Below are 25402 nucleotides of genomic sequence, written 5' to 3' on the forward strand. Positions count from 1 at the left end.
ATCATGACGGCCGAAGGCCATATCATCTTTGCCATTGCCAGCGCCATTTTTGCCAAGCGCGCGGAACTGACGCCAGTGATGGCCAGCGCCGATTGGTGGCATTTAGTGCCTGCGGCGCTTCTCACCTGCCTGCTGCCCGATATCGATCACCCGAAATCCGTATTAGGCCAGCGGCTGAGGTGGCTATCGCATCCGATTGCCCGCGCTTTTGGCCATCGCGGTTTTACCCACAGTTTGCTGGCCGTGGCGCTCAGCTTATGGCTATTTCAGATCAATGTGCCCGCCGACTGGTTTCTCCCCGCCGATGTGCTGCAGGGGATGACGCTGGGTTATCTCAGCCATATCGTCGCCGACATGCTAACGCCAGCGGGCGTACCTTTGTTATGGCCCTGCCGCTGGCGCTTCCGTTTACCGATACTGAATAGCCAGAAAGGTAACCAATTTGAGCGTGCGCTTTGCCTGGCATTAGTCGGTTATGCCCTGTGGTTCCCACCCGGGCTGCCCTCTTTTGGTGCTAATGGTTGGCCGGAACAGCTGTTTAATACGCTACAAAATGGCGTCGGTCGGCTGGTTAATGGTCAAAACGGTCAATAACCCGACAATTCAAGCGATAAAGTTATAAAACATTCTTTTTGGGTATAAGCCCGCTCCGCACTGAACTGATAACATTCCCAATATTCCCTAACGGGGACTTACTGTTTTCTGCGCCATCATAATCTGATGGCGCAGCACCTTCTGGAGTTGAGCATGGATATTCCCCTAATTATTAACATCGTGGCGTTTGTCGCGCTGCTGATTCTACTGAATCGCATTGGTAATCAAAGCTGGAGCCTGTCAAAGCGCGTATTGACCGGTTTGGTATTGGGCGTGGCTTTCGGTCTGGCGCTGCAAACCATTTACGGCGAAAACAGCGCCACGGTAAAAGCATCGATTGGCTGGTTCAACATCGTCGGTAACGGCTACGTTCAACTGCTGCAAATGATTGTGATGCCGCTGGTGTTCGCCTCTATCCTGAGTGCGGTAGCGCGTCTGCATAATGCATCGTCGTTGGGCAAAATCAGCGTACTGACCATTGGCGTGCTGTTGTTCACCACAGCGATTTCTGCGCTGGTCGGCGTAATGGTGACCGGCTTGTTTGGCCTGAGTGCTGAAGGTTTGGTACAAGGCGTGCAGGAAACCGCGCGTCTGAGTGCGATTCAAAGCAACTATGTGGGCAAAGTGGCCGACCTCAGCACGCCACAGCTGCTGCTGTCATTCATCCCGAAAAACCCGTTTGCCGATATGGCCGGTGCCAATCCAACCTCGATCATTAGCGTGGTCATTTTTGCTGCCTTCCTCGGTGTGGCAGCGCTGCAACTGCTGAAAGATGACAAGGCTAAGGGCGAGCGCGTACTGGTGGCGATCGATACCCTGCAATCGTGGGTGATGAAGCTGGTGCGCTTGATCATGAAGTTGACGCCGTACGGTGTGCTGGCGCTGATGACCAAAGTCGTGGCGGGTTCTAACCTGCAGGACATCATCAAGTTAGGTGGTTTCGTGGTGGCGTCTTACCTCGGCCTGGCGATCATGTTTGCTGTGCACGCGCTGCTGCTGTCGGTCAACGGCATCAACCCAATGCGCTTCTTCCGTAAAGTGTGGCCAGTGATTACCTTCGCTTTCACCAGCCGCTCCAGCGCCGCGAGTATTCCACTGAACGTGGAAACGCAAACGCGTCGTCTTGGTGTGCCGGAATCTATCGCCAGCTTCTCAGCCTCGTTCGGTGCCACTATTGGTCAGAACGGTTGTGCGGGTCTCTATCCCACCATGCTGGCGGTGATGGTTGCGCCTACGGTGGGTATCAACCCGTTTGATCCGATGTGGATTGCCACGCTGGTGGGGATTGTCACGCTGAGCTCTGCGGGTGTTGCGGGCGTCGGTGGCGGTGCAACTTTCGCCGCGCTGATTGTGCTGCCCGCGATGGGCCTGCCAGTGACGCTGGTCGCACTGCTGATCTCCATCGAGCCGCTGATCGATATGGGCCGTACCGCGCTCAACGTTAACGGCTCAATGACCGCCGGTTCACTGACCAGTCGCTGGCTCGGTATGACCGACAAGCAAGTGCTGGAGAGCGACGAGCACGCCGAACTGGCGCATCGCTAACGTCTTATGATTCCGATAACGGCAGGCCGCAAGGTCTGCCGTTTTTTTTTGCCTTTTTCTGTCGAATTCGCCCCAATCATGGTGCCAGCGTCAGGAAAGCGTTAAGCGTGGTAAACAGAGGAAAAATCGACGGCTTTTCGCTTGAGTTTTCCCTCAGGAAGGCCAATTCTGCTGCTCATCACAGCAGGAGAATCACCGATGAAAAAAGTTATCGCCTCGCTGCTGGCGTTAACCTTATTAACGCCAGCTATCAGTTTCGCTCATCCCGGCGGTTGGGGTCCCGGCCCAGGTCCACATTGGGGTGGAGGCCCGCATTGGGGCGGCCCGGGCCCGTTGCGCTTCTTACCGGAAGCGGCAACCGCCGTGCTACTGGGGGGACTGACCTATTACGTGCTAAACGGCAACTACTATCAGCGTCAGGGCGACACCTACGTGGTGGTCCAGCCGCCTGAAGCGCCGCCCGGCGGCGGGATGCGCGTGCTGGATTTCAACGGCAAGCGCTACTACGTGCAGGAAGGTCATTACTACCAGCGCGAGATTGGCGGCGATTATGTCGAAGTGCCACGCCCTTACGGTTTATAAGCGCGACAACGAAAAACGGCCCGTCAATGACGGGCCGTTTATAATTCTACTGCTGCGCTTACTGAGCCGCTTGCGGATCGGTATCGTAATCTTTACAGCTCTGGAAGCCATAATTCATCACGCGACCGGTATCGTTATAGCTCACGAAGTAGGTCTGAGGTTTGCCATCGCGCTCGCCAATGACATAAGTCTGGCAAGTACCACGCGCGTGAACCATGGTGATCTCCGTGGAGGCTGGACCGGCAATCTGGCGCACCTGATCACGCGTCATCCCTTTCTTCACATCTTTCACTACTGGCTTGGTCACGTAGCTTTCAGCTTTGTCATAAGTCGTACAACCCGACAGGGCTGCCAGAGTCATAGCGGCAGCGATACATCCCATCACTTTATTCATGTTGTTGTTCCTCGTTTTTTTGTCCATGTGAGATAAGCCTGGAACATAAATCCAGATTTATCAACTTTATGGGATAAATTTCACCAAAATCCGAAGCGTTAGGTTTTCGTAAAAATGCTGTGTTGGCGCGCTACGCTTCGTATAATCCCCCGCGAAAAAATACCGATAGTGATGAATTAAGACAGAGGATAAATGACACCTGCACCTTCTAACCGCCTGGCTTATGCCATTACGCTTGGCCTGCTCGCTGCGCTCGGGCCACTTTGTATCGATCTTTACCTGCCTGCCCTGCCGGAACTGGCGCGTGATTTGCAAACGGAAACCGCCACCGCGCAACTGAGTTTGACCGCCGGCCTGCTCGGTCTTGGCGCGGGCCAGCTGCTGTTTGGGCCGATGAGTGATAAATTTGGCCGCATCCGGCCGCTGCTGTTATCGCTGGTGCTGCTGTTTATTGCCTCAATTGGCTGTGCGTTGGCCAAAGACATCAATGCGTTGCTGATAGCGCGTCTGTTTGAAGGATTGGCGGGCGCAGGCGGCGCGGTACTGTCGCGCGCGATTGCACGTGACATGTACAGCGGCCATGAATTAACGCGTTTCTTTGCGCTACTGATGTTGGTCAACGGATTGGCACCGATTGGTGCACCGGTACTGGGCGGCGCGTTAATGACCGTACTAAACTGGCGCGGCATCTTTGTGGTGCTGGGCTGTATCGCCGTGGTGTTGATTTTCCTCGCGCGCTGGAAATTGCATGAAACCTTACCCGCCGAACGCCGCAGCCAAGGCTCGATTTTTTCCGCATGGGCAGCACTTGGCCAGGTGGTGACGCACCGTCAGTTCATGGGCTTCTGCCTGACGCAGGGTTTTATGATGTCCGGCATGTTCGCTTACATCGGCGCTTCGCCGTTTGTGCTGCAACAACTGTATGGTCTGACACCGCAGGCCTTCAGCTTCTGTTTCGCTGCCAACGGCCTCGGCCTGATTATTGCATCACAAACCAGTGCGCGCCTGTGTCCGCTGTGGGGCGAATATCGCGTATTGAAAGGCGGTCTGACGCTGGCCTTCGTCGCATCCAGCTGCTTACTGCTGGCGGGACTAACGGGAGCGGCGCTGCCGATTCTGTTGGTCGCCCTGTTCTTCACCATTGCCAGTAATGGTGTTATTGCCACTACCGCCTCATCGTTGGCGATGCAGAGCCAGGGGCAACGCGCGGGAAGTGCTTCCGCCGTAATTGGCGTGGGCATGTTCACCTTTGGCGCCATCAGCGTACCGATCACTGGCCTTGGTGGCACGTCGGTGGTGAGCATGACGGGCACTATTTTTGGCTGCTTTATGCTGGCGATTGTGTCGTTCAATTTGTTAGTACAGAAGTCAAAAAACGTCTGATTTACCAGCAAATAATCCGCACAACAAACCGTGCGGCTTGTTGTTTGCCGACAGAGGCGTTAGCTTTAGCAGATGATTCGCATTGTGCCGTCAGGCTACTGACTTGAGGAGAGATTCATGTCTTTGCAACAGGAAATCATTGAAGCCCTTGGGGTTAAGCCCGTTATCGACCCGCAGCAGGAGATCCGCGTCAGCGTTGATTTTCTGAAGTCTTACCTGAAAGCCCATCCCTTTTTGAAAACGCTGGTGCTCGGTATCAGCGGCGGACAGGATTCCACTCTCACCGGCATCCTGTCGCAAACCGCGATTCGTGAGCTGCGCGAAGAGAGCGGCGATAACGATTACACCTTTATCGCTGTCCGCTTGCCCTATGGCGTGCAGGCCGATGAGCAGGATTGTCAGGACGCGCTAGCCTTTATCCAGCCAGATCGCACGCTGGTGGTAAATATCAAAGAAGCGATTCTGGCCAGCGAGCGCGCATTGAAAGAGGCCGGTATTAGCGTGTCGGATTTCGTACGTGGTAATGAAAAAGCCCGTGAACGTATGAAAGCCCAGTACAGCATCGCCGGCATGACCAAAGGCGTGGTGGTCGGCACTGACCATGCGGCGGAAGCCATCACCGGTTTCTTCACCAAATACGGTGACGGCGGCAGCGATATCAATCCCATTTTCCGCTTGCACAAAGGCCAGGGCAAACAGCTGCTAAAAACGCTGGGTTGCCCGGAGCACCTTTATCTCAAGCATCCTACCGCCGATCTGGAAGACGATCGCCCAGGCTTGCAGGATGAAGTGGCGCTTGGCGTCACCTATCAGCAAATTGATGCTTATCTGGAAGGCAAAACCATTGATGCCGCAGCGGCCAAAACCATTGAAGGCTGGTATCTGAAAACCGAGCATAAACGTCGCCCGCCGATCACCGTGTTCGACGACTTCTGGAAGAAGTAAGCGCGCCCCGTTTCCCGCCGTCGGTGCGGGAAACTTTCTCCTAACCGCTGACTGGCGAGAAAAAGCACAGTTTGATACACTGGATGGACAACCAGTAATCGGAGTGTGCTTTGGTCAGACGTGCAGCCAGCCACCGCCTCGATTTCGATGCGGCAGCAATCTATCAATATCCTGAACATCTACGTCAGTGGCTGGAAGGCTTACCCAATCAGCCGGGCGTGTATACCTTTCACGGTGAAAGCGAAAATCTGCCGCTGTATATCGGCAAAAGCGTCAACCTGCGTAGTCGGGTAATGGCGCATTTTCGCACGCCAGATGAAGCCAGCATGCTGCGTCAGGCGCGGCGCGTTAGCTGGATCCCCACCGCCGGCGATGTGGGCGCGCAGTTGCTGGAAGCGCAGATGATCAAAACCCAGCAGCCGCTGTTCAACAAGCGTCTGCGCAAAAATCGTCAGCTCTGCTCGCTGCAGTTAGGCGAGGGTACACCGCAGGTGGTGTATGCCAAAGATCTCGACTTCTCGCGTTCACCCAATCTGTACGGCCTGTTTCGCAGTCGGTTTGCCGCGCTGGAGAAGCTGAAAACCATCGCCGATGAGCAACGCCTGTGTCACGGTTTGCTGGGGCTGGAGTCTTTGCGTCCAGGGCGCGGCTGTTTTCGTGCCGCCCTTAAGCGCTGCGCGGGTGCCTGCTGTGGCCGGGAGTCGGTCGCTGAGCATCAGCAGCGTTTGCATGCCGCGTTAGAGCAGATGCGCATCATGTGTTGGCCATGGCAAGGCCCGGTTGGCATGGTTGAACGCGGTGCAGATATCACGCAGATCCATGTGATCGATCACTGGTTTTGGCTGGGGTCGGTGAGCAGCGAAGCCGAAGCACGCCAGCTGCAGCGCGCCTCGCACGGCTTCGATCATGACGGCTATAAAATCCTTTGTCGCCCGCTGCTATCGGGCGTGTTCCCGCTGATTGAGCTGTAAAACAAAACCGCCGACGTTGCCCAAAGTATCGATGCAAAATCGAAAGCAGTGGACAACGTCGGCGGTCTCTATTCAGTTAGCGAAAGAACTTATTCAGCATCAGCCGGCGGTGGCGGCGTTTTGCCATCGTGCGGACCTTTCTCGGTTAAGCGCTTCTCAAAGTTCGCGTTGTACTGTTTCTTCTGTTCAGGTGTCAGCACGTTATAAATTTTGTTCTGAGTCTCCATCATCTGCAGAGCGCGATCTTTCGCATTCGCGGTCATCTTCTCGGCCTGCGCCTCAGCTTTGGCCCGGTCAAAGGTATCTGAAGCGATGATGCTGTGGTCAGCGCGACGCTCTTCCAGCGACGGACGCTTCATATCTTTATGGCCATCACGCAGGATGGTTTTGATCTGCGCTTTCTGCGCATCAGTCAGGTTAAGGCCTTTGAACATCATCTCCATGCCGTGATGGCGCATCGGCGGCTTATGCATCGGTTTTTCACTGCCCGCGGGTGGCGGAGTCAGGTTGTCTGCCGCTGCATGGACGATATTGGCGGCACCCAGTGCCATTGCGGTAGCCAGGAACACAGAAGTTAATTTACGCATAATATTGTCCTTATTTATCAGTTTAATGACGACAGCCTGTGTCGCGTCTTCGGAAACAAGCATACGACGCTGAACGTCAACTACTCAGAGGCTGAGTAAAGCCCTGAAAGCATAAAAGACAGAGTTCAGGCAATCATGGAGGGAAAGAGAAGAAATGCGTGAAGAATTGAAAAAGTTTATGACAATCAAAGGAAAAACGCAGGAATTAAGGAGGAGTGTAACGGTATTGTCGGTTTTCAGATAGCGGAATATGCACAGGATCGTTAGTACTACTTTCCCTCACCCTAACCCTCTCCCGCAAGCGGGAGAGGGAATGATTAGGTGGAGCGACGGATGGATCTTCAGACCGCACGTTCGGCTCCCTCGCCCGCTTGCGGGAGAGGGCTGGGGTGAGGGCAAATCAGAGCGCCAGCGCCTGCGTCTGTTCATTCTCTTCCACCAGCATCAATCCGGCGCGTAATCCCGGCGCCACGTTGGGATTGGGAAACAATACATACTCCCGCGCTTGCTGCACGAAGTAACGCCGCTCCCCCTCTTCCGCCAGTAACGTTCCCTGCGGGAAAGCGGTGAAGTTCAAGGTTTCCGGTCCCATATGCAGGACAAACTTATCACCGTGCCGGGTGAGTTGCTGCGACACGCGATAATGGCGCGGTTGTTCGCGGACCTCCGGCAAGACATCGCCATACAGCAAGGCTGCCAGCGCCTGCTGCACCCCGCTAAACTGGCTAAGATCGTTTTCACCAAACGGCAGCGCTTTGCCAAGTTCCAGCGTGCAGCTCGCCGCATCGTGATGTTCGCAGCTGTAATGGGTAAAGGTCCCGCCCGGTGAACGATGGAACACCAGCGCTTCCATTTCTGCCGCCGCCAGCCAGTGCATAAAGTCCTCAGGCCACGGATTGGGATTCAGGGGCATCACGCCAAATCGCGCATGATACGAACCACGAATCGCGGTATGCAGATCGAGATGCCAGCGCACTTCATGGTCGAGACAGGCGCGCCAGAAACTCTCCAGCTCTTGCTCCAGCTGCAGCACGCGCTGCGCTTCGGGGACATCGGCCACCTGCTGCCAGCGGCCGCCAAACAGACGATTGATATCGTGCTGCTGATAGCGCTTGCCGCTGCGTAACGCTGCGGGATTGCCCAAAATAACCAGCAAGCGCACTGCCAGCGGCTTTTCGCCCTTGAGTAGCGGCGTCAGTAACAGATTGAGAATTTCGACTGGCGCAGTTTCATTACCGTGAATCCCCGCAGAAAGCACCAGCGCCTGCTGCGTTGGAGTATGCGGCGTGAGGGACATCAGCCCCTCGTTGTGCCATTGCCAACTGAGATGGTCATTGCTCCCTTCTCGCTGCTGTGGCGGTTCACCAGACAAGGTCTGCTGTAAAAAATCCTGCATGTTCACTCCTTTTTAACGACGTGGGGCGAACCTCTCGCCCCGGCGTTAACGCTGAAACGCGTAGACACTGCCTAAGTCTAGCAGCTGCGTCAGCTCATCCAGCGCGGTGCGCCCTTCACGCAGCAGTTGCGGATCGGCTAAATCGGCCTGGGTTAAGCGATCGCGATAGTGCCGATCAACCCAATGGTTAAGGGTAGTAAACAGGCGATCGTTCATCAGCACCGCCGGATTCAGCGCCTGACGCTCGGTTTCGGTCAATACCACGCGCAAACGTAAGCAGGCCGGTCCGCCGCCGTTGAACATGCTTTCACGCAGGTCAAATACCTTAAGTTCCCGAATCGGTCCGCCGCTCTCTACCAGCTCTGTAAGGTAGCGCCACACGCCAGGATGCTGACGCGACTCCTCCGGTAACACCAGCAGCATGCCGCCCTCTGCACGTTGCAATAACTGGCTGTTAAACAGATAAGTGTTCACTGCATCGGTGACCGACACTTTATCTCGTGGCACCTCAATCGGCTGAAAACCGCTGACGCGCGCGGCGAGATCGTTCAGCAGCTGCGGTTGATTAACAAACGCATCCTGATGGCAGAACAACACCTGCTGATTGCTCACCGCAATCACGTCGTTATGAAACACGCCCTGATCGATCACCGCAGGATTCTGCTGAGCGAACAGCGTGCGATCGCCTTGAAGCTGATGTAAACGCGCCACCGCTTCGCTGGCTTCGCGCGTTTGTCGTGCCGGATAACGTGCCGGTGTCGCACCCTGCTGCTGGCCGTCGCGACCGTAGATAAACAGCTGCACCCCGGCATCGCCGTAATCGCTGCCGAAGCGATTGTGATTTGCCGCGCCCTCATCGCCAAACTGCGCCACCTGCGGCAGCGCGTCGTGCACGCTAAAGTGCTGAGGATTGCGGAAGATGGCGCGCAGCAGATCGGCGGTTTCTGGCGCTTCAATCGCCCGGTGGAATTTGTTATTGAGGTTAGCGACGGTAAAATGCACGCGCCCATCGCCGCTGTCGGCCGACGGAGAAACCGTCGCCGCATTCGCTACCCACATGGCCGAGGCCGAACTGGCCGCCGATAACAGCTGCGGCGCGTGTTGCGCCGCTTGCGCCAACACCTGCTCATCGCTACCGCTGAAGCCCAGCTGGCGCAGCAGCGGCAGATTGGGCCGTTCATGCGGTGGAATCACGCCCTGCACGTAGCCCATATCCGCCAGCGCTTTCATCTTCAATAAGCCCTGTTTCGCCGCCAGGCGCGGGTTGGAAGGCTGCAGCTGATTGCGCGTCGAAGCTTCATTGCCAAACGACAACCCAGCGTAATGGTGCGTCAGGCCGACCAGCCCATCAAAATTGGCTTCAAAGGCTTTCATTATTTGGCTCCCTGCGGCGAGAAATCGAGGCCCGGCGATAAGCTGCCCGGCAGCGCCATAGCGGGACTTTCAAGCGATGCCATGGGCCATGCGCAGTAATCGGCGGCGTACCAGGCGCTGGCACGATGGTTACCCGAAGCGCCAATGCCGCCAAACGGTGCGGTACTGGCAGCGCCGGTGAGCGGTTTATTCCAGTTAACGATACCGGCGCGCGCTTCCAGCAGCAGCTGATCGAACTGCGCGCGCTGCGGTGAGATCAAACCACACGACAGGCCATAGCGGGTGTTATTGGCGATGGCGATCGCCTGCTCGAAGCGGTCGTAGCGAATCACCTGCAGCAGCGGGCCAAACACTTCTTCATCCGCTAAGTCATTGATCTCGGTAACGTCAATGATGCCCGGGGTAATAATGGCGCTGTCACGATCCGGCCAGTGCATACCCAGCAGCACTTTTCCGCCCTGTTCAACCTGCTGCTGCCAGGCGGCAAAAATATGTCCAGCGGCTGTTGGCGAAATCACGCTGCCCATAAAGGGTTGTGGCTCGGCGTTCCACGCGCCCGGCTGCAGGCGCGCCGTCACCTCAATCAAACGCTGCAGGAACGCATCCCCCGCCGCGCCGCGTTTCACCAGCAGACGACGCGCGCAGGTGCAGCGCTGTCCGGCGGTAATAAACGCCGACTGAATGGCGATATGCACCGCACCCTCCACGTCAGAAGGCTCCTCCACAATCAGCGCATTGTTACCGCCCATCTCCAGCGCCAGCATCTTATCTGGCTGACCGGCAAACTGGCGATGCAGGTGATAGCCGGTGGCCGCGCTACCGGTAAACAGCAGGCCATCAATCTGCGGCTCATTCGCCAACGCCTGGCCGGTTTCGCGACCGCCCTGCACCAGCGCGATGACACCCGCCGGCAAGCCCGCCTGTTCCCACAGCTCAACGGTTTTCTGCGCCGTCATCGGCGTCAGTTCGCTCGGTTTAAACACCACGCAGTTACCGGCCAGCAACGCCGGGACGATATGACCATTCGGCAGATGCCCAGGGAAATTGTAGGGGCCAAACACCGCCAGCACGCCGTGCGGCCGATGGCGTAATGAGCTCTCGCCGTCGGCCTGTTCGCCGGTGCGGCTGTGATAAGCCTTAATTGAAATGGCGATTTTATTGATCATCGCCTGCACTTCGGTCAGCGTTTCCCAGCGCGGCTTGCCGGTTTCCTGAGCGATAGTTTCTGCCAGTGCCGTTTTATGGCTTTCAAGCAGACGCGCAAAACCCTCTACCAGCGCCTGACGTTCTGCAAAGGGCTTTCTCGCCCACAGCGGAAATGCCGCGCGCGCCGCTTCACAGGCCGCAGCCACTTGCGATCCCGAGGCTGCCTTACCCTGCCATAGCGTTTCACCGGTTACCGGATTTTGTTTGCTAAAGGCGTCCGCGCCGCCGGTCAACCATTGACCCTGAATAAAATGCGTCATGCTTTTTTCTCCTCGCGACACAGCGTGACCACACGCAGTTCATCGCCATGTTTACACTGCAGCGCCGCGCGCTGGCTCTCATTGAGGCACACAATGCCGGAAGCCATGTCGACCGGCAGCAGCGCCACGCGAAAATGTTGGTAATCGGCATTCGCCACCAGACATAGCGGCCACTTTTCATCCGCTGAACCCGGTTGCGCGGTCAGCAGTCGACTTTTACGAATCGCACGAATGCGATCGATCTCGCACTCCAGCGTTGGGCCGCCGTCGAAGATGTCGATGTAGTTGAGATAGCGGAAGCCTTCTGCCTCAAGCACCGCGCGCGCTGGCGCCGTTTTCGGATGCACTTCGCCAATCACCTTCTGCGCCGCCTCGGACAGATAGTCAATGTAGAGCGGATGTTTCGGCATCAGCTCGGCGATAAAGGCTTTCTGGCCGGTGCCGCTGAGGAAATCCGCCTTGCTGAACTCCATAGAGAAGAAGCGGCTGCCCACGCTGTCCCAGAATGGCGAGTGTCCGTTGTCATCGCTGACGCCACGCATTTCCGCCACCACACGTTTCATAAAGCGATCGCGGAAGTTGGCCATAAACAGAAAGCGCGATTTCGACAACAGATAGCCATTTTTGCCATCGCGGTAGTCAGGATCGAGAAACAGCGTGCACATCTCGCTACTGCCGGTATGGTCGTTGCACAGTGACAGCGTGGGCAAGCTGGCATAGACGTTAAGCTCTTTCGACGCGTGTACCTGGGTGCCGACGCGGAAGTTATACCAGGGATCCTGTAAGCCAACCGCGACTTCAATGGCGCAGATACCGACGGCGCGATTGTCCTCGCTATCAGCCAATACAAATACATAGCCTTGTTCGGCGCGCGGCAGCGCACCTTGCCAGGTGAGCAGCGAACGCTCAATACGCGCTTTGAGCGTATCGCTATCCGCGGGCAGCGAGGTTAAGCCGCCCCCGGTTTTGCCCGCCAGCGACAACAACTGCGCAAGATCGTCACGTTCGACGGGGCGAATCACCATCATGATGTGGCTCCTTTGAGCACGCGTTCACAGGCACGTTCGAAGCGCGCCAGACCCTCTTTCACTTCGCGTTCGCTGATGTTGAGCGCCGGCGCAAATCGCACTACGTTCGCACCGGCAATCAGCACCATCACGCCCTCTTCAGCGGCGGTGAGGTTGAACTGTTTGGCTTTACCGGCGAAGTCGTCGTTCAGTACCGCCCCAATCAGCAGCCCGAGTCCGCGCACTTCTTTAAACACCGGCAGACGCTGGTTCAGCTCTTGCAACGCGGCAACAAACCACTGATGACGCTCGGCAACGCCCGCCATGAAGTCCGGCTGGTTAATCAGCTCCATCACTTTGCCCGCCACGGCGCCCGCCAGCGGATTGCCGCCGTAGGTGGTGCCGTGGGTGCCCACGCCCATAATCTGGGCTAAATCTTCCCGCGTTAGCATCGCGCCAATGGGGAAGCCGCCGCCCAGCGCTTTTGCCGTAGTCAGCACATCGGGCGTCACGCCGTAATGCATGTAGGCATACAGCGAACCGGTACGACCCACGCCGCTCTGCACTTCATCAAAAATCAGCACGGCATGATGTTTATCGCAAAGTTCACGCAGGCCGCGCAGGAAAGAGGGATCGGCAGGCAGCACGCCGCCTTCACCTTGAATCGGCTCAACGATCACCGCGCAGGTTTGGTCATTAATCAGCGCCGCTGCCGAGGCCAGATCGTTGAACACCGCATGGTCAATGGCCGGAGGCAGTGGGGAAAAATCACGTGAATAGGCCGGCTGCCCGCCCGCTGTCACGGTAAACAGCGTGCGGCCGTGGAACGCATTTTTAAAAGCCACGATGCCATTTTTCTCCGCACCGAAACGATCGTGTGCGGTTTTACGCGCCAGCTTCAACGCCGCTTCATTCGCTTCGGCGCCGGAGTTACAGAAGAACACGCGATCGGCAAACGTGGCATCAATCAGCTGTTTGGCAAGGCGTAGAATAGGCTCATTGGTGTAGCCATTACCGGTATGCCACAATTTGCCCGCTTGTTCAGTCAGGGCCTGCTGTAAAGCGGGATGGGCATGACCTAAGGCGTTAACCGCAATGCCACCGGCGAAGTCGATATACTCTTTCCCCTGCTGATCCCAGAGCGTTGAACCTTCGGCACGCACCGGAACAAACGCTGCGGGTGCATAAACTGGCATCATCCATTGATCAAAATTTTGACGTGAAACCTGCAGTGACATAGCCCTTTCTCCTGCTTCACAACCCGCGAAGCCTTTGTTTTAAATTTGTTAAAAATGTTAAGTGACCGCTCTAATGTATATTGCAGTTAGCGTGCCAGCCAGCGGTTAAAATGCATAAACGTCTTACCACAACGGAATATCAACAACTTAACCGCTATCACTATTCACACTTAATGCATAAAAAGTGAATAAATGTCTGATGCCGACGCTGTCGCAGCAATTTATTTAGCGGATTTATGCATCTACAAAATGAAATATTGCTTTTGTGATCGCGCAGGAAATAATTCGCCAAAATAGCGCTTTGAAAGCCCTTTTTTGGGGCGTTATGAACCGGATTGGTGCAGTGAAGTGCCCAAAGTGTGCAGCTTTGTGCGGGGGCGTCTTACATTCGTTTTAACATCTCAATAACGCCACTGGATATTATTTAACCAGGAACAAATCTTAAATTAAGGCTAAATAACATTTCGTGACCAAGGTTATTATCAGAATGGAAATAACCAGACACAAAGCCATGTACCAAGTAATTACCCTGCTAATGATTAGCTGGATTCAGATATTTGCTATTGAACAATAATGCATAGGCTTGTGCTATTTCAGGAACATGATAGCCACAATGTTTACGCTTCTTTTAATTTCATAAAACGCTTATTAATCAACCTCCTGCATATTAAGTTCATCAATTACCTCAACCATTAATAGATAAGTTTAACCAATATAAGATTCCACATAATGGAATTAAAGATTAAAAATCACACAAAAAGCCAACTGGAAATATTTAGTTACATATATTGCACTATAGATCTTGAACCTTTTGTGTCATTTTCTTTTCACCCCAACCTTGGGGATAAAATTAAAAAATATCACAGGGTAAAAATTAAATGATGAAGCGCTCCTTACTGGCAGCAGTGATGCCTTTACTGCTGGGAATTTCTTCGGCTCAGGCCGCCGAAATCTACAATAAAGATGGTAACAAGCTGGATCTGACCGGCAAAATTAACGTCTCGCATTTGTTCTCTGATAACGATGCGGCAAATGGCGACAACTCGTCTTACACCCGTCTGGGCTTTAAAGGCGAAACCAAAATCAGTGACCAACTGACTGGCTATGGTCAATGGCAGTATCAGTACAGCCTGAGCAACTCAGAAGGCAGCGATGCTAACACCGGTAACAAAACCCGTCTGGGCTTTGCAGGCTTGAAGTTTGGTCAATTTGGCTCGATTGATTACGGTCGTAACTACGGCCTGATTTATGACGTGCTGGGTGTTACCGATATGCTGCCATTCTTCGGCGGTGATTCCGGTTATACCGATGCGTTCCTGTCTGGCCGCTCAGGTGGCGTGCTGACATGGCGCAACAAAGATTTCTTCGGTCTGGTGAAAGGCTGGAACGTTGCGGCGCAGTATGAAGGTAAAAACGATCGTAGCGATGCGAGTGTTGCAGTACGTCGTTCAAATGGCGATGGTTACGCGCTCTCTACTTCCTATGATTTCGATTTCGGTCTGAGCCTGCTGGGTGCATACGCCAGCCTGGATCGTACCAATGCGCAGAACCTGGCCGCGCGCGGCGACGGCGAGAAAGCGCAGCACTGGACTGCCGGTGTGAAATATGACGCCAACCAGATTTATCTGGCAACCATCTACGGTGAAACGCAGAACGCCACGCCAATCACCGGTGGTTTTGCTAACAAAGCCGTCAACTTTGAAGCGGTTGCACAGTATCAGTTCCTGAACGGCCTGCGCCCTTCTATCGGCTACGTATCCTCTAAAGCCAAAGACGTGGAAGGTATTGGCGATGTTGATATCGTTAAATACATTGGTGTTGGCGGAACCTACTACTTCAACAAAAACATGTCGGTCTACAGCGAATACAAAATCAACCTGCTGAAAGATGACAATGCTTTAGCCATTCCGAAAGATGATGTTGTGGCTGTCGGTCTGGTGTACCAGTTCTAAGTTGCAGTTCCCTCATTGCATCTTCGGCTAGTGTCGGCTGAAGATGAGCAAAGGGCAGCGTAAGCTGCCCTTTTTATTGCGCTTACGGCGCCATCAAATTGAAACGCTCGTCATCACCCTGATCCAGCGAGAACGGCGGTTGCAGCTGCAGAACAATCTCATTCGAAGTCACATGATTCTGTTTACTGTCTTCTAACTGCACCGACAAGCGATAACTGTTGCGAGCACCGGGTGAACTGTCCCAGGCCGGCAAGATAACACTCCAGCCTTGTGGATCGTTCGGGTTGGCGCCCGGCGTCAGGCTCAGCGCCTGGGTATCACCCTGCCACATCACTTTGGCGATCGGATTAGTACTGCGAATCTGCAGTTTCAGCGGCAAGCTTTCCCCACCCTTCAACTGCCACGGCGGCGTAGCGAGGAATACCGACAGCGTCTTACGCTGGCGGAATTCCAGCACCGGCGTATTGGTGCGCGTCACGTTATCGTAGCGACTGCCGCGCAGCGAGTGCGCCGCCGCCACGTTGTCCGGACTTAACTGCTGGCTGAGCGCTACGCCGAAGCGATAGTTGAGGCGCAGACCCAGCTGATCCTGGCTCTCTCCGCTATCGCTGGTTTTATGACTGGCCGACAGCGTCACCAACGGCACTGGCGTATAGGTCACGCCAAAGGTCAGCGCCGACGGATTGTGGTAGCGATTGCCGGAGCTAAACAGATCAACGTAATCGCCGAGATATTGCTGCCAGCTTACCGAAGCACCCAGTTGACGATACTGCGGCAGATAGCCTTGCGTAGTGAAATCGTAGCCGCGCGCCAGGCGTTGCTGCTGGAACGGATCGCGATCCTGCCAGCCAGATAACGGCGTGTAATAATTGGCGGAAAAACGCAGGTAATCGCCCCAGGCTTCGGTACCGAGCGAAGCGCGTTGCTGTCCGCTACTGAACATACGATCAACAAAGCCGTTATAGCCCAGCAGCCATTTACCTGTCACCCAGCGCTGACCAAGGCCAAAATTGCCCACCAGCCCATCATCGGTTTGATGAAACCCCATCTGACTAAAGGTCAGATAGCGGTAGTTATCCGCCCACGGCGTCAACAGCGAGGCACCGCTGCCGTTAAAGTTACCGTCGATATCCACGTTGAAGTCGATCTGTGCGTTGCCGTACGGTGAAAGCAGCGACTGGCCTTCATTAACCAGTCGATTCCCCACTTCATCGCGGAAATGATTGAAGGCCCAAAGACCCGCCTGCTGACCTAACGAATTTTCGTCGGTGCTATTCTGACTGGCTTCACCGATGCTTTTCGCAATGGTCGCCAGCTTTTTGTTAAACGTCTCGGTCTCGTCCTGATAACCCAATGCCGGTAACTGATCGGCCATTTTCTGGAAACGTGCGGGATCGCTAAACGGCGCATCGGAGAGTTTAGTATCAGAGATCAACGCCAGCGCTGGCGCAGCGACGGCGAGTGCGGAAATACCGGAGACATACCGCAAGGATTTAGGTGAAAACAAAGTAGGCAACATAGCAAAAAAGGGATCAACCCGACTCAGAATTAGAGGTAGCTCACAAAACTGCATAAGTTTACCCTAGCACATTCTGACCTGTGTGCAGGCAATGTCTTGTTTTGTTTAAGACAATACCGAATCGACCGCGGTTTAGTAGGGTGCGCATTGATGCGCACTTGGGGAAAACATCAGGAAAAGATCAACCCGCCGTCCACGTTAATGGTCTGCCCGGTGATGTATCGCGCATCATCCGAGGCGAGAAACGCCACTAAACCGGCAACATCTTCCGGCTGACCCGCGCGCTTCAGCGGGATGTTCTCCACCCACTCCGCCATCAACTCGCCTTTGCCATACTGCTTTTTATCGCTACTGAGAATCTCACCCCATACGCGATCGTTATAGTCCCACATTTCACTCTCGATAATGCCGGGACAGAAGGCATTCACCGTGATGTGCCACGGCGCCAACTCCAGCGCCAGGCTCTGCGTAATACCAATTACCCCCATCTTGCTGGCGGCGTAGTGAGGCGTATAGATAAAGCCCTGACGTCCCTGACCCGAAGAGGTGTTAATCAGGCTACCGCTGCCCTGCTTCACCATATATTTTGCCGCTTCGCGACAGCACAGCCAGACGCCGGTGGTATTCACCGCCAGGATCTTATCGAAATCGCTTTTCGGCATCGAATCAAAGCGATCGATGGTGATCACGCCGGCATTTTGAATCGACACATCAATGCTGCCAAAGCGCTCCGCAGCCTGCTGATAGAGCTGCTGTACCTCAGTCTCATTGGTGACATCCACCTGCAGCGCCAGAATCTCACTGCCAAACTGCTGTTCGATGGCCTGCGCGGTAGTAAAGACGCGTTCAGCATTTGACACCATCACCAACCTCGCACCGTCGCGGGCGAAGCGAGCCGCAATGCCCGCCCCAATGCCGCGGCATGCTCCGGTAATCACCACCGTCTTACCACTAAAATCGCGTGTCATATTGCCTCCTGTTATCCATGTATCGCTTCAGGCAGGGCGGCCGATTGCTGCTTTTTTTCATGTCTGCGCAGCAGCACCACCTTACTTTGTAATTTTTGCTGGAACTGGTCGATCACCACCGCAGTAACTATCACCAGGCCTTTAATCACCATCTGCCAGAAATCACTGACGCCCATCATCACCATGCCATCGGCGAGGAACACGATGACGAAAGCGCCGATAATCGAGCCGGACACCCGACCACGGCCGCCCGCCAGCGCCGTGCCGCCTAATACCGTGGCACCGATAGCGTCCATCTCGAACATGTTGCCGGTCATCGGGTGGGCGGTTTGCAGCTGCGACGCCACGATCAAGCCGACCAGCGCGGCACACAAGCCGGAAAAGGCATAGACAAACACTTTAACCTTGATGATTGGCACGCCAGCCAGCCGCGCCGCCGATTCGTTGCCGCCGGTGGCGTAGATATAACGACCGAGCGGCGTTTTACGCGTCAGGTATAAGCCCAGCAGCAGAAAACCCAGCATCAGCCAAATCGGGATATACACGCCCAGCACCGAACCCGAACCAAGCAAGGCAAAGCCGGTATTGCCCAACGCCGGTGTGCCGACGAGGTTGGCGTAAGTGCTGCCGTCGTTGAACAGCAGCGCCGCACCGCGCGCGATGTACATCATGCCGAGCGTACAGATAAAGGGCGCCACGCCAAGTCGTGTCACCACCGCACCATTAATCAGTCCCAGCGCAACGCCGAACAGCGCCACCACCAGAATCACTTCAGGCACATTAAAAAACAGCACATTGCCGCCCCACAGCGGTACGCCATTGGTGAGCAGTGCACCCGCCACCATGCCGCAAATACCCGCTACCGCGCCCACCGAAAGATCAATGCCGCCGGTAAGAATCACCAGCGTCATACCAATCGCCAGCAACCCGGTGATCGCCACATGCTGCGTCATGATCAGCAGGTTTGAGGTCGTGAGAAAGTTAGGCACCATCAAGCTGAAGAAGCTCACCACGATTAATAACGCAATAAAGGTGCGCGCCTTCAACAGGTACATGTAGATTAGGTATTTTTGATTCATCGTTTCACTCTCCAGCGGGCTCAGTCATGTGGCGTTGAGGCGCTAATCAAGGCTTCACGCGTGGCCGCCGCGCGCGGTAAATCAGCGGTAATGCGGCCATCGGCCATCACCAGAATGCGGTCCGCCAGCGCCATCACTTCATCCAGTTCCGAAGATGAGAACATCACGGCCAGCCCCTGCTGTGCCAGATGACCAATCAGGTGATAGACATCCGTTTTTGCCCCAACGTCGATGCCGCGCGTAGGCTCATCGAGCAGCACCACTTGTGGACCGGTCATCAGCGCTTTTCCCAACACCACCTTTTGCTGATTACCGCCGCTGAGTGACGTGATCGGCAGCTCCGGATCGCTGACTTTGATCGCCAGATGACCAATCATTTCGTCCACGCGACGCTGCTCTTTATGCGGATTGAGCCTCTGCCACGCGCGGCGGAACCCGCGCAGGCTGAGATCGCTGAGCGTCATGTTGGCGGTGATCGACATCAGCTGCACCACGCCTTCGGTTTGGCGATCTTCCGGCACCAGCGCAATCCCTTTTTTCAATCGCTGCTGAAAGCTGCGCTTCTCCAGCGCTTCCCCGTTGAGGCTGACACTGCCCGATTGACAATGCATCATGCCAATCAGCCCTTTAAACAACTCGGTGCGCCCGGCGCCCAGCAAACCGTAGATGCCAATCACCTCACCTTTGCGCAGGGAAAATGAGACATCATTAAGCTTGTAGCCACCGTTTTGATGCAGCGCGGTCAGCCCATTTACCTTGAGGACGGTGGCACCCTGCGCCGCCGGTTGGTAGTCGAAATGCTTTTTCTTATCGCCCACCATCTGCTCGATGATCCAGGGAATTGAAGCATCACGCACCTCACGCTCGCTGATAAAGCGTCCGTCGCGGAAGATGGTGATGTGATCGCCAATTTCCATCAGCTCTTCCAGCCGGTGCGAGATATAGATGATGGTGACGCCGCGCCGCTTGAGCTGCTCAATCACGTTAAACAGCACTTTCACCTCAGACTGGCTGAGTGCGCTGGTCGGTTCATCCATAATCAGGACGCGCGTGTCTTTGGACAGCGCCCGCGCGATCTCCACCAGTTGCTGATGGCCGATACCCAGCTCAGCCAGTGGCGCATAGGGATCGACATCCAGCTCCAGCCGCTGCAGCAGCGCTTTGGCCAGCTCATACTGGTACTTCTCATTGATGACGCCACGCTGGAAAAACTCATTGGCCATGAAAATGTTGTCCATCACATTCATATTGGGAAACAGGTTTAGCTCCTGAAAGATAATGCTGATGCCCTGTTTCTCTGCCTGATGCGTGGAGTTGAGCGATACCACCTCGCCGTCCAGCAGAATGTCGCCGGAGGACGGGATCTCTACGCCCGCCAGCATTTTCATCATGGTGGATTTACCCGCACCGTTTTCGCCAATCAACACGTTGACTTTGTTGCGATAGACGCGGTAATTGACCTGGTCCAGCGCTGTGACGCCGGGATAGAGTCGCGACACATTACGCGTCTCGATAATCACATCCAGCGGCCCGTCGGGCGGAATTTGCGACATAGCCCCTCCTTATTGCCGGGTGATTTGCGCCGGTGTAATGTCAGGCGCCTGCTGTGGAATATCCCAGCTGCTGAACACCCCGACGATCGCCACTTTGTCGCCCACTTTCGGCTTAAACGTCTGCATCATGTCGGATGCCTGCTGATTGATAGCGCGATTGAAATCGCCAAACAGCACCTGATCGTTGAAATCCTGATAGCTGGCGCCTTTATACACGTCACGCAGCGCGGTGCCGCGAATTATCGGCCCGGTTTGCACCGTGACGCTGGCACCCGAGACCTCTTTCACCGTCATTTTGCCGCTGCGCGAGGTGGTATTCAGCGCCGTCACTTCTCCGCTCAGGCTGACGCTAAATACACAGGGATTCTCATCCTGGCTGCGATAGCCGTAGCTTTTACAGGCACTGTCGAAATCTTTGGCCGACTGCAGCGACTTCATCAGTTCTGCCAGCGGCCTGGCTTCATGAGCGACCTGCGGCACCAGCTTCTGCTGCCACATCTGCGCGATGTTGGCCATGTTGGCATTGGGGGGATTTTTCAGGTCGGCCAGCTCCTGCTGCGACACAATGCGGCAACCGCTAAGGATCACGACAGGTAGCAGTAACCAGAGTCGTCTGTGCATCACATTCTCCTGAGCGCCCGATGAACGGGCGCACCGCGTTGATTACGACTTGAAGTTAAAGTCCTGCACGCCTTTCGCGTTATCTGGGGTGATGAGAATGCCGCGGAACATCACGCGCTGCTTCTCAGGTTTAGTGCCTTTCTGAATAAAGTTGTCGAGATCGGTTACGCCCTGGGCGGCAATAGCTTGCGCCTGCAACATCACCGTGGCTTTCAGATCGCCTTTCTCGACCGCATCGCGCTCATCATTACTGCCGTCAATACCGACCACGATGACATCGTTACGACCCGCCGCTTTCAGCGCCGCAATCGCCCCCAGCGCAACCGGGCCGTTGCCGCAGATCACCCCTTTCACATCCGGATGCGCCTGCAGGATGCTGTCCATGATGCGTTTACCATCAATCAGCGTGCCTTTGGCATCCTGACGCGCGACGCTTTTCATGTCGGAGTATTGATCGAGCACCTGGTGGAAGGATTTGGAACGCGTGACGCAGTTGTTATCGGCGAGATTACAGGTGAGTTCGGCGTAGCTGCCCTTTTCGCCCATCTTCTCGACAAACACGTTGGCCACATCGGAACCGGCCTGGAAGTTGTTGTGGGTGATTTGCGCCAGCGCCACGTCATCCACCGGGATCTCGCGGTTGATCAGTACCACCGGGATGCCGGCATCTTTGGCTTTTTTGATTGCGGCGACGCTGGCGGTGGAGTCCGCGTTATCCAGCACGATGCCCTGTACTTTCTTGCCAATCGCGGCATCAATCAGTTCACTTTGCTTTTTCACATCTTCGCCATGCGACAGCACGCTGGTTTTGTAGCCGAGTTCCTGCGCTTTGAGGTTGGCGCCTTTGGCTTCGGAGGCGTAATACGGGTTATCCAGTGAGTTCACCAGAATCATGATGGTGCCTTTTTCGGCAGCCAAACTGGCGTGCGCGATCAGACAACTGGCAATAGCGGTCAACAGCAGGATGGGTTTTTTCATGGTGATTTTCTCTTTGTTGTAGGTGCAGGGTCAGCCGTTCTGGTGTTGGCGTGGCCTTACCAGATGGTAAAGCCACCGTCGATCATCAAATCTGCGCCGGTGATCATGTCGCTGCCGTTACTGGCGAAGAACAGCACCGCGGCGGCGATTTCGTCGGTATAGGCAAAGCGCCCGAGTGGGATCAGTTTTTTCATCTCTTCACCCTTCTCTCCGCGCCAGGCTTTTTCCCCCATCGGCGTCAGCACTACGGTGGGCGACAGGGTATTTACGTTGATGCGATGCGGCGCAAACTCTTTGGCCATCACCTTGGTCATGCCCAGCAGACCCGCTTTGGCCGAGGTGTAAGCCACGTGGTTATCGATGGCGATAGAGGCGGCCTGCGAGGCGATATTGATAATTTTGCCGCCGTTGCCGGCACGCACCATGCGTTTACCGGCAGCCTGCGAGCAGAGAAAGGGGCCGGTAAGATTCACGGCGATCTGTTTCTGCCACTCGGCGAAATCGGTCTCCAGTACCGCTTGTAACATCACGTAGCCGGCGCAGTTCACCAGGATATCAATCTGGCCATAATGCTGTTCGACCTGGTTGAAGGCAGCATCCACCGAGCCGGGATCGGTGACATCGCAGCACACCAGCAGCACGCGATCGGCGGCAAACTGCGTCTGCACATCAGCCACTTTGTCACGTTCGAATGGAGGATAGAGCAGCGCCAGCCGCGCCCCTTTCTCCAGCAGCATGGCGTTACTGGCCATGGCAATACCGCCCAGGCCGCCGGTGACCACCGCCACTTTGCCGCTTAAGTCCTGCTCAATGTTCACGCCGTAGCGCAGGTTGACGTCATATTCCCCACTCATCCACTTACTCCTTTCATCATTACGCTGCGGCGATGATTATCGCTGGCCGGGTTATCGTTTTAGTAATATTGGTTTTCGAACAAAAATATAAGCTATCGATTAATAATGGTTTGTGGGGCAGATCAAATTTCATACAAATCGCAGCAATAAAATACATCACTATGATTTCATTGATAATGTCCGCATCCCGTATTTCCAGGCATGGAGAGAGCTGCTAGTGGCTTAGTGCAAAATCAATCGCATAGCAAACATTCATTTTCATTCGAAAATCTACGAGCTTGCGAGCTGCCTCGCAAATACCAAAAACGCAGAGTAAAATCAGCTCGGGTTTCCTTATTGGCGAAACCAGACCGTGATTGGAAAGAGGGAGCGTTTCGATTGAAAAGCAAAACTGAGCAGCTGGCTGATATGCAGCTTCGCCGTGAGAAGATTCTGGAGATGATCCGCGAAGACGGCACCGTCACGGTAAAAGCGTTAACCGATACCTTTGGCCTGACCGAAGCCACCATCCGCACCGACCTGCGCATGTTGCAGCAAGAGGGTCATGTGCAGCGTTATCACGGCGGCGCCACGCTGATGACCGGTAAGCAAAATAGCGGTGCAATGCTGCTGGAGCGCCAGACGCATCTCGACGAAAAACAGGCGATTGGACGCCTTGCCGCGCAGCATGTTGAGAATGGCGATACGGTGATTTTCGATTCCGGCACCACTACCACGGCAATCGCCGAGGCGATTAGTCATATTCGGCGTCTGTCAGTGATTACCACTGCCGTTAATATTGCGCTAAAGCTGGGCGGCGAACCGGGGATTAATATTTTGCTGACCGGCGGCACCTTCAAGTTCCCGACGCTATCGACCTCGGGTGAGAAAGCGGCATCTTTTTTCGAAAACGTATTGGCGGAGAAGCTGTTTCTCGCCACCGCCTGTATTTCGCCGCGTTTGGGGCTGAGCTTTCCCAGCGAGACCGATATCAAAGTGAAGATGGCGATGATCAAATCGGCCAGCACCGTTTACGTGGTAGCGGATTCCAGCAAGATTGATAAGGTGTCGATGTTCGCCCTGCCGTGCGACTGGAGCCATATTCACTATCTGATTACCGATAGCGGGATTTCACCGGCGCAGGTCGCGGCGTTTGAAGCGTTGGGGGTGCAGGTGTTGGTGGCGCACAGGCGTGCTGTGTGAGGTTTGGCACGGATGGGTGCCGTGCGCGTTGTCCCTCACCCGCAAGCGGGAGAGGGAGACGCTGCCACATGCAGGCTCAGTCGAATTACTCTCCCACATGCAGGCTCGATCGGTTCCCTCTCCCACCTGTGGGAGAGGGTTAGGGTGAGGGCCAGCGTACTTAAAACCCTAAACTATCCAGCAGGTCATCAACCTGATCCTGGTTCGCCACCACGCCCGGTGCATTGGCATGGATCTGCGGACCATTTAACAGGCTGGTCGCTTCCTTACGGGCTGCCGCGTTCGCTTCTGGCATATTCTCCAGCAGCACCATCAGCAACTGACGCTCGATCTCCTGGATCACATCCATCATGCGCTTGATCACCTGACCGGTAAGGTCCTGGAAATCCTGCGCCATCATGATTTCGAGCAACTGCTTATTGGTGTACGACGTGTGTCCCGGAACGTCAGTCAGGAACTGGCGCGTATCCGAAACCAACTCGCGCGCATCTGTCAGTTCAATCGGATTTTCAAACCATGCGTCCCAGCGGCCTTTCAGCTGGTTGGCGTTGGCTTCCATTTGGTCCTGGTGTGGCTGCGCTGCTTCAACGCAGTTCAACGCACGTTCAGCCGCTTGCGCCGTCATTTGCACAACATAATCCAAACGATCACGCGCGTCAGGAATCGCTTCCGCTGCTTCAGCAATCGCCTGGTCTAACCCCAGCTCACGCAAACTGTCACGCAGCATGCGCGTCAGTGAGCCGATGCGGGTAATAATGTCGTGTGCCGAGGCTTCTTCGGTTGATTTCGGAAGGTCGCTCATCACATCTCCTTACATACCCAGTTTTTCGAATATTTTGCCTAACTTCTCTTCCAGCGTGGCAGCAGTGAACGGTTTCACTACGTAGCCGCTGGCACCCGCCTGCGCGGCCGCGATGATGTTCTCTTTCTTCGCTTCCGCCGTGACCATCAGCACCGGCAGTTTACTCAGCGCCGCATCAGCACGAATGGTCTGCAGCAGTTCCAGACCGTCCATGTTGGGCATGTTCCAGTCCGACACCACGAAATCAAAGCCGCCCGCACGCAGTTTAGTCAGCGCATCAACGCCGTCTTCTGCCTCTTCGACGTTATTGAATCCCAGCTCTTTCAGCAAGTTACGGACGATACGACGCATCGTATTGAAGTCATCCACCACCAAAAAGCGCATATTTTTATCAGCCATATCTACTCCTGTG

Annotated in this window: 24 protein-coding genes; 8 read left to right on the forward strand and 16 right to left on the reverse strand. The window is 55.2% G+C overall.

The annotated features are described in order from the left end of the window. The first annotated feature begins 3 nt into the window (after positions 1 to 3). The 3 genes from WFL93_RS00960 to WFL93_RS00970 all read left to right on the forward strand — a co-directional run bounded on the left by WFL93_RS00960 (position 4) and on the right by WFL93_RS00970 (position 2721). Complete coding sequence (locus WFL93_RS00960; protein WP_049851874.1) at positions 4 to 594, forward strand: metal-dependent hydrolase; 591 nt, start codon at positions 4 to 6, stop codon at positions 592 to 594. A 153-nt stretch (positions 595 to 747) separates the two neighbouring features. Then, positions 748 to 2139 carry an L-cystine transporter gene (locus WFL93_RS00965; RefSeq protein WP_336777084.1) on the forward strand — a complete coding sequence of 464 codons (1392 nt, stop codon included), beginning with the start codon at positions 748 to 750 and terminating at the stop codon, positions 2137 to 2139. Between the two features lie 198 nt (positions 2140 to 2337). Further along, positions 2338 to 2721, forward strand: coding sequence for a DUF6515 family protein (locus WFL93_RS00970; RefSeq protein WP_049851840.1), 384 nt, complete (start codon positions 2338 to 2340; stop codon positions 2719 to 2721). 58 nt (positions 2722 to 2779) lie between these two features. On the opposite strand, the gene osmE is transcribed toward WFL93_RS00970, so the two are convergent. Next, positions 2780 to 3115, reverse strand: coding sequence for an osmotically-inducible lipoprotein OsmE (osmE, locus tag WFL93_RS00975; RefSeq protein WP_007892614.1), 336 nt, complete (start codon positions 3113 to 3115; stop codon positions 2780 to 2782). Between the two features lie 192 nt (positions 3116 to 3307). Between osmE and WFL93_RS00980 the strand changes: the two genes are divergently transcribed. From WFL93_RS00980 to cho, 3 genes are all read left to right on the forward strand, one after another. Beyond that, entirely contained in the window at positions 3308 to 4498 is a 1191-nt protein-coding gene (locus tag WFL93_RS00980) for a multidrug effflux MFS transporter (protein WP_007892611.1), read from the forward strand. 117 nt (positions 4499 to 4615) lie between these two features. Beyond that, positions 4616 to 5443, forward strand: coding sequence for an ammonia-dependent NAD(+) synthetase (gene nadE, locus WFL93_RS00985; protein WP_007892610.1), 828 nt, complete (start codon positions 4616 to 4618; stop codon positions 5441 to 5443). 110 nt (positions 5444 to 5553) lie between these two features. Next, positions 5554 to 6414: an excinuclease Cho gene (gene cho, locus WFL93_RS00990; RefSeq protein ID WP_336777085.1), complete on the forward strand. Its 861-nt coding sequence runs from the start codon at positions 5554 to 5556 to the stop codon at positions 6412 to 6414. Positions 6415 to 6503: 89 nt separating this feature from the next. On the opposite strand, the gene spy is transcribed toward cho, so the two are convergent. The 6 genes from spy to WFL93_RS01020 form a co-directional block, all read right to left on the reverse strand. Further along, the gene (spy, locus tag WFL93_RS00995; RefSeq protein WP_049851843.1) at positions 6504 to 7001 is read right to left on the reverse strand and encodes an ATP-independent periplasmic protein-refolding chaperone Spy; all 498 of its coding nucleotides are present in this window, start codon (positions 6999 to 7001) and stop codon (positions 6504 to 6506) included. A gap of 400 nt (positions 7002 to 7401) precedes the next feature. Beyond that, complete coding sequence (gene astE, locus WFL93_RS01000; protein WP_180823477.1) at positions 7402 to 8397, reverse strand: succinylglutamate desuccinylase; 996 nt, start codon at positions 8395 to 8397, stop codon at positions 7402 to 7404. Positions 8398 to 8442: 45 nt separating this feature from the next. Then, entirely contained in the window at positions 8443 to 9771 is a 1329-nt protein-coding gene (gene astB, locus WFL93_RS01005; protein WP_336777086.1) for an N-succinylarginine dihydrolase, read from the reverse strand. After that, a complete protein-coding gene (astD, locus tag WFL93_RS01010; RefSeq protein ID WP_007892595.1) occupies positions 9771 to 11237 on the reverse strand; it encodes a succinylglutamate-semialdehyde dehydrogenase in 1467 nt (488 codons plus the stop codon). The genes astB and astD overlap by 1 nt, the downstream gene beginning before the upstream one ends. Continuing rightward, entirely contained in the window at positions 11234 to 12265 is a 1032-nt protein-coding gene (gene astA, locus WFL93_RS01015) for an arginine N-succinyltransferase (RefSeq protein WP_049851847.1), read from the reverse strand. The genes astD and astA overlap by 4 nt, the downstream gene beginning before the upstream one ends. Then, on the reverse strand, positions 12262 to 13482 hold the full coding sequence (locus tag WFL93_RS01020; protein WP_180823475.1) for an aspartate aminotransferase family protein: 1221 nt from the start codon (positions 13480 to 13482) through the stop codon (positions 12262 to 12264). The genes astA and WFL93_RS01020 overlap by 4 nt, the downstream gene beginning before the upstream one ends. Before the next feature lie 878 nt (positions 13483 to 14360). On the opposite strand from WFL93_RS01020, the gene WFL93_RS01025 reads away from it, so the two are divergent. Continuing rightward, positions 14361 to 15434 carry a porin OmpC gene (locus tag WFL93_RS01025; RefSeq protein ID WP_007892586.1) on the forward strand — a complete coding sequence of 358 codons (1074 nt, stop codon included), beginning with the start codon at positions 14361 to 14363 and terminating at the stop codon, positions 15432 to 15434. 82 nt (positions 15435 to 15516) lie between these two features. Here WFL93_RS01025 and WFL93_RS01030 read toward each other — a convergent pair whose 3' ends face one another. The 7 genes from WFL93_RS01030 to WFL93_RS01060 all read right to left on the reverse strand — a co-directional run bounded on the left by WFL93_RS01030 (position 15517) and on the right by WFL93_RS01060 (position 23006). After that, positions 15517 to 16953 (reverse strand): YchO/YchP family invasin, encoded by a 1437-nt coding sequence (locus WFL93_RS01030; protein WP_336777087.1) that lies wholly within the window; start codon positions 16951 to 16953, stop codon positions 15517 to 15519. 170 nt (positions 16954 to 17123) lie between these two features. Next, positions 17124 to 17921, reverse strand: a complete 798-nt coding sequence (locus tag WFL93_RS01035) for a glucose 1-dehydrogenase (protein ID WP_007892580.1) — start codon at positions 17919 to 17921, stop codon at positions 17124 to 17126. An 11-nt stretch (positions 17922 to 17932) separates the two neighbouring features. Then, on the reverse strand, positions 17933 to 19000 hold the full coding sequence (locus WFL93_RS01040; protein ID WP_336777088.1) for an ABC transporter permease: 1068 nt from the start codon (positions 18998 to 19000) through the stop codon (positions 17933 to 17935). Positions 19001 to 19020: 20 nt separating this feature from the next. Continuing rightward, a complete protein-coding gene (locus tag WFL93_RS01045) occupies positions 19021 to 20553 on the reverse strand; it encodes a sugar ABC transporter ATP-binding protein (RefSeq protein WP_007892575.1) in 1533 nt (510 codons plus the stop codon). A gap of 9 nt (positions 20554 to 20562) precedes the next feature. Next, positions 20563 to 21174, reverse strand: coding sequence for a DUF2291 family protein (locus tag WFL93_RS01050; RefSeq protein ID WP_007892572.1), 612 nt, complete (start codon positions 21172 to 21174; stop codon positions 20563 to 20565). 42 nt (positions 21175 to 21216) lie between these two features. Then, positions 21217 to 22152, reverse strand: coding sequence for a D-ribose ABC transporter substrate-binding protein (locus WFL93_RS01055; protein WP_007892571.1), 936 nt, complete (start codon positions 22150 to 22152; stop codon positions 21217 to 21219). A gap of 56 nt (positions 22153 to 22208) precedes the next feature. Next, positions 22209 to 23006 (reverse strand): GolD/DthD family dehydrogenase, encoded by a 798-nt coding sequence (locus tag WFL93_RS01060; RefSeq protein ID WP_007892569.1) that lies wholly within the window; start codon positions 23004 to 23006, stop codon positions 22209 to 22211. Between the two features lie 378 nt (positions 23007 to 23384). On the opposite strand from WFL93_RS01060, the gene WFL93_RS01065 reads away from it, so the two are divergent. Beyond that, the gene (locus WFL93_RS01065; RefSeq protein WP_007892568.1) at positions 23385 to 24188 is read left to right on the forward strand and encodes a DeoR/GlpR family DNA-binding transcription regulator; all 804 of its coding nucleotides are present in this window, start codon (positions 23385 to 23387) and stop codon (positions 24186 to 24188) included. A 160-nt stretch (positions 24189 to 24348) separates the two neighbouring features. Here the strand turns inward: WFL93_RS01065 and cheZ are convergent, their stop codons facing one another. Both cheZ and cheY read right to left on the reverse strand, forming a co-directional pair. After that, positions 24349 to 24990 carry a protein phosphatase CheZ gene (cheZ, locus tag WFL93_RS01070; RefSeq protein WP_336777089.1) on the reverse strand — a complete coding sequence of 214 codons (642 nt, stop codon included), beginning with the start codon at positions 24988 to 24990 and terminating at the stop codon, positions 24349 to 24351. A 9-nt stretch (positions 24991 to 24999) separates the two neighbouring features. Beyond that, positions 25000 to 25389, reverse strand: coding sequence for a chemotaxis response regulator CheY (gene cheY, locus WFL93_RS01075; protein ID WP_007892562.1), 390 nt, complete (start codon positions 25387 to 25389; stop codon positions 25000 to 25002). Between the last annotated feature and the right edge of the window lie 13 nt (positions 25390 to 25402).

This window comes from Pantoea sp. USHLN256 (assembly GCF_037149875.1).
Lineage (GTDB): Bacteria > Pseudomonadota > Gammaproteobacteria > Enterobacterales > Enterobacteriaceae > Pantoea > Pantoea nemavictus.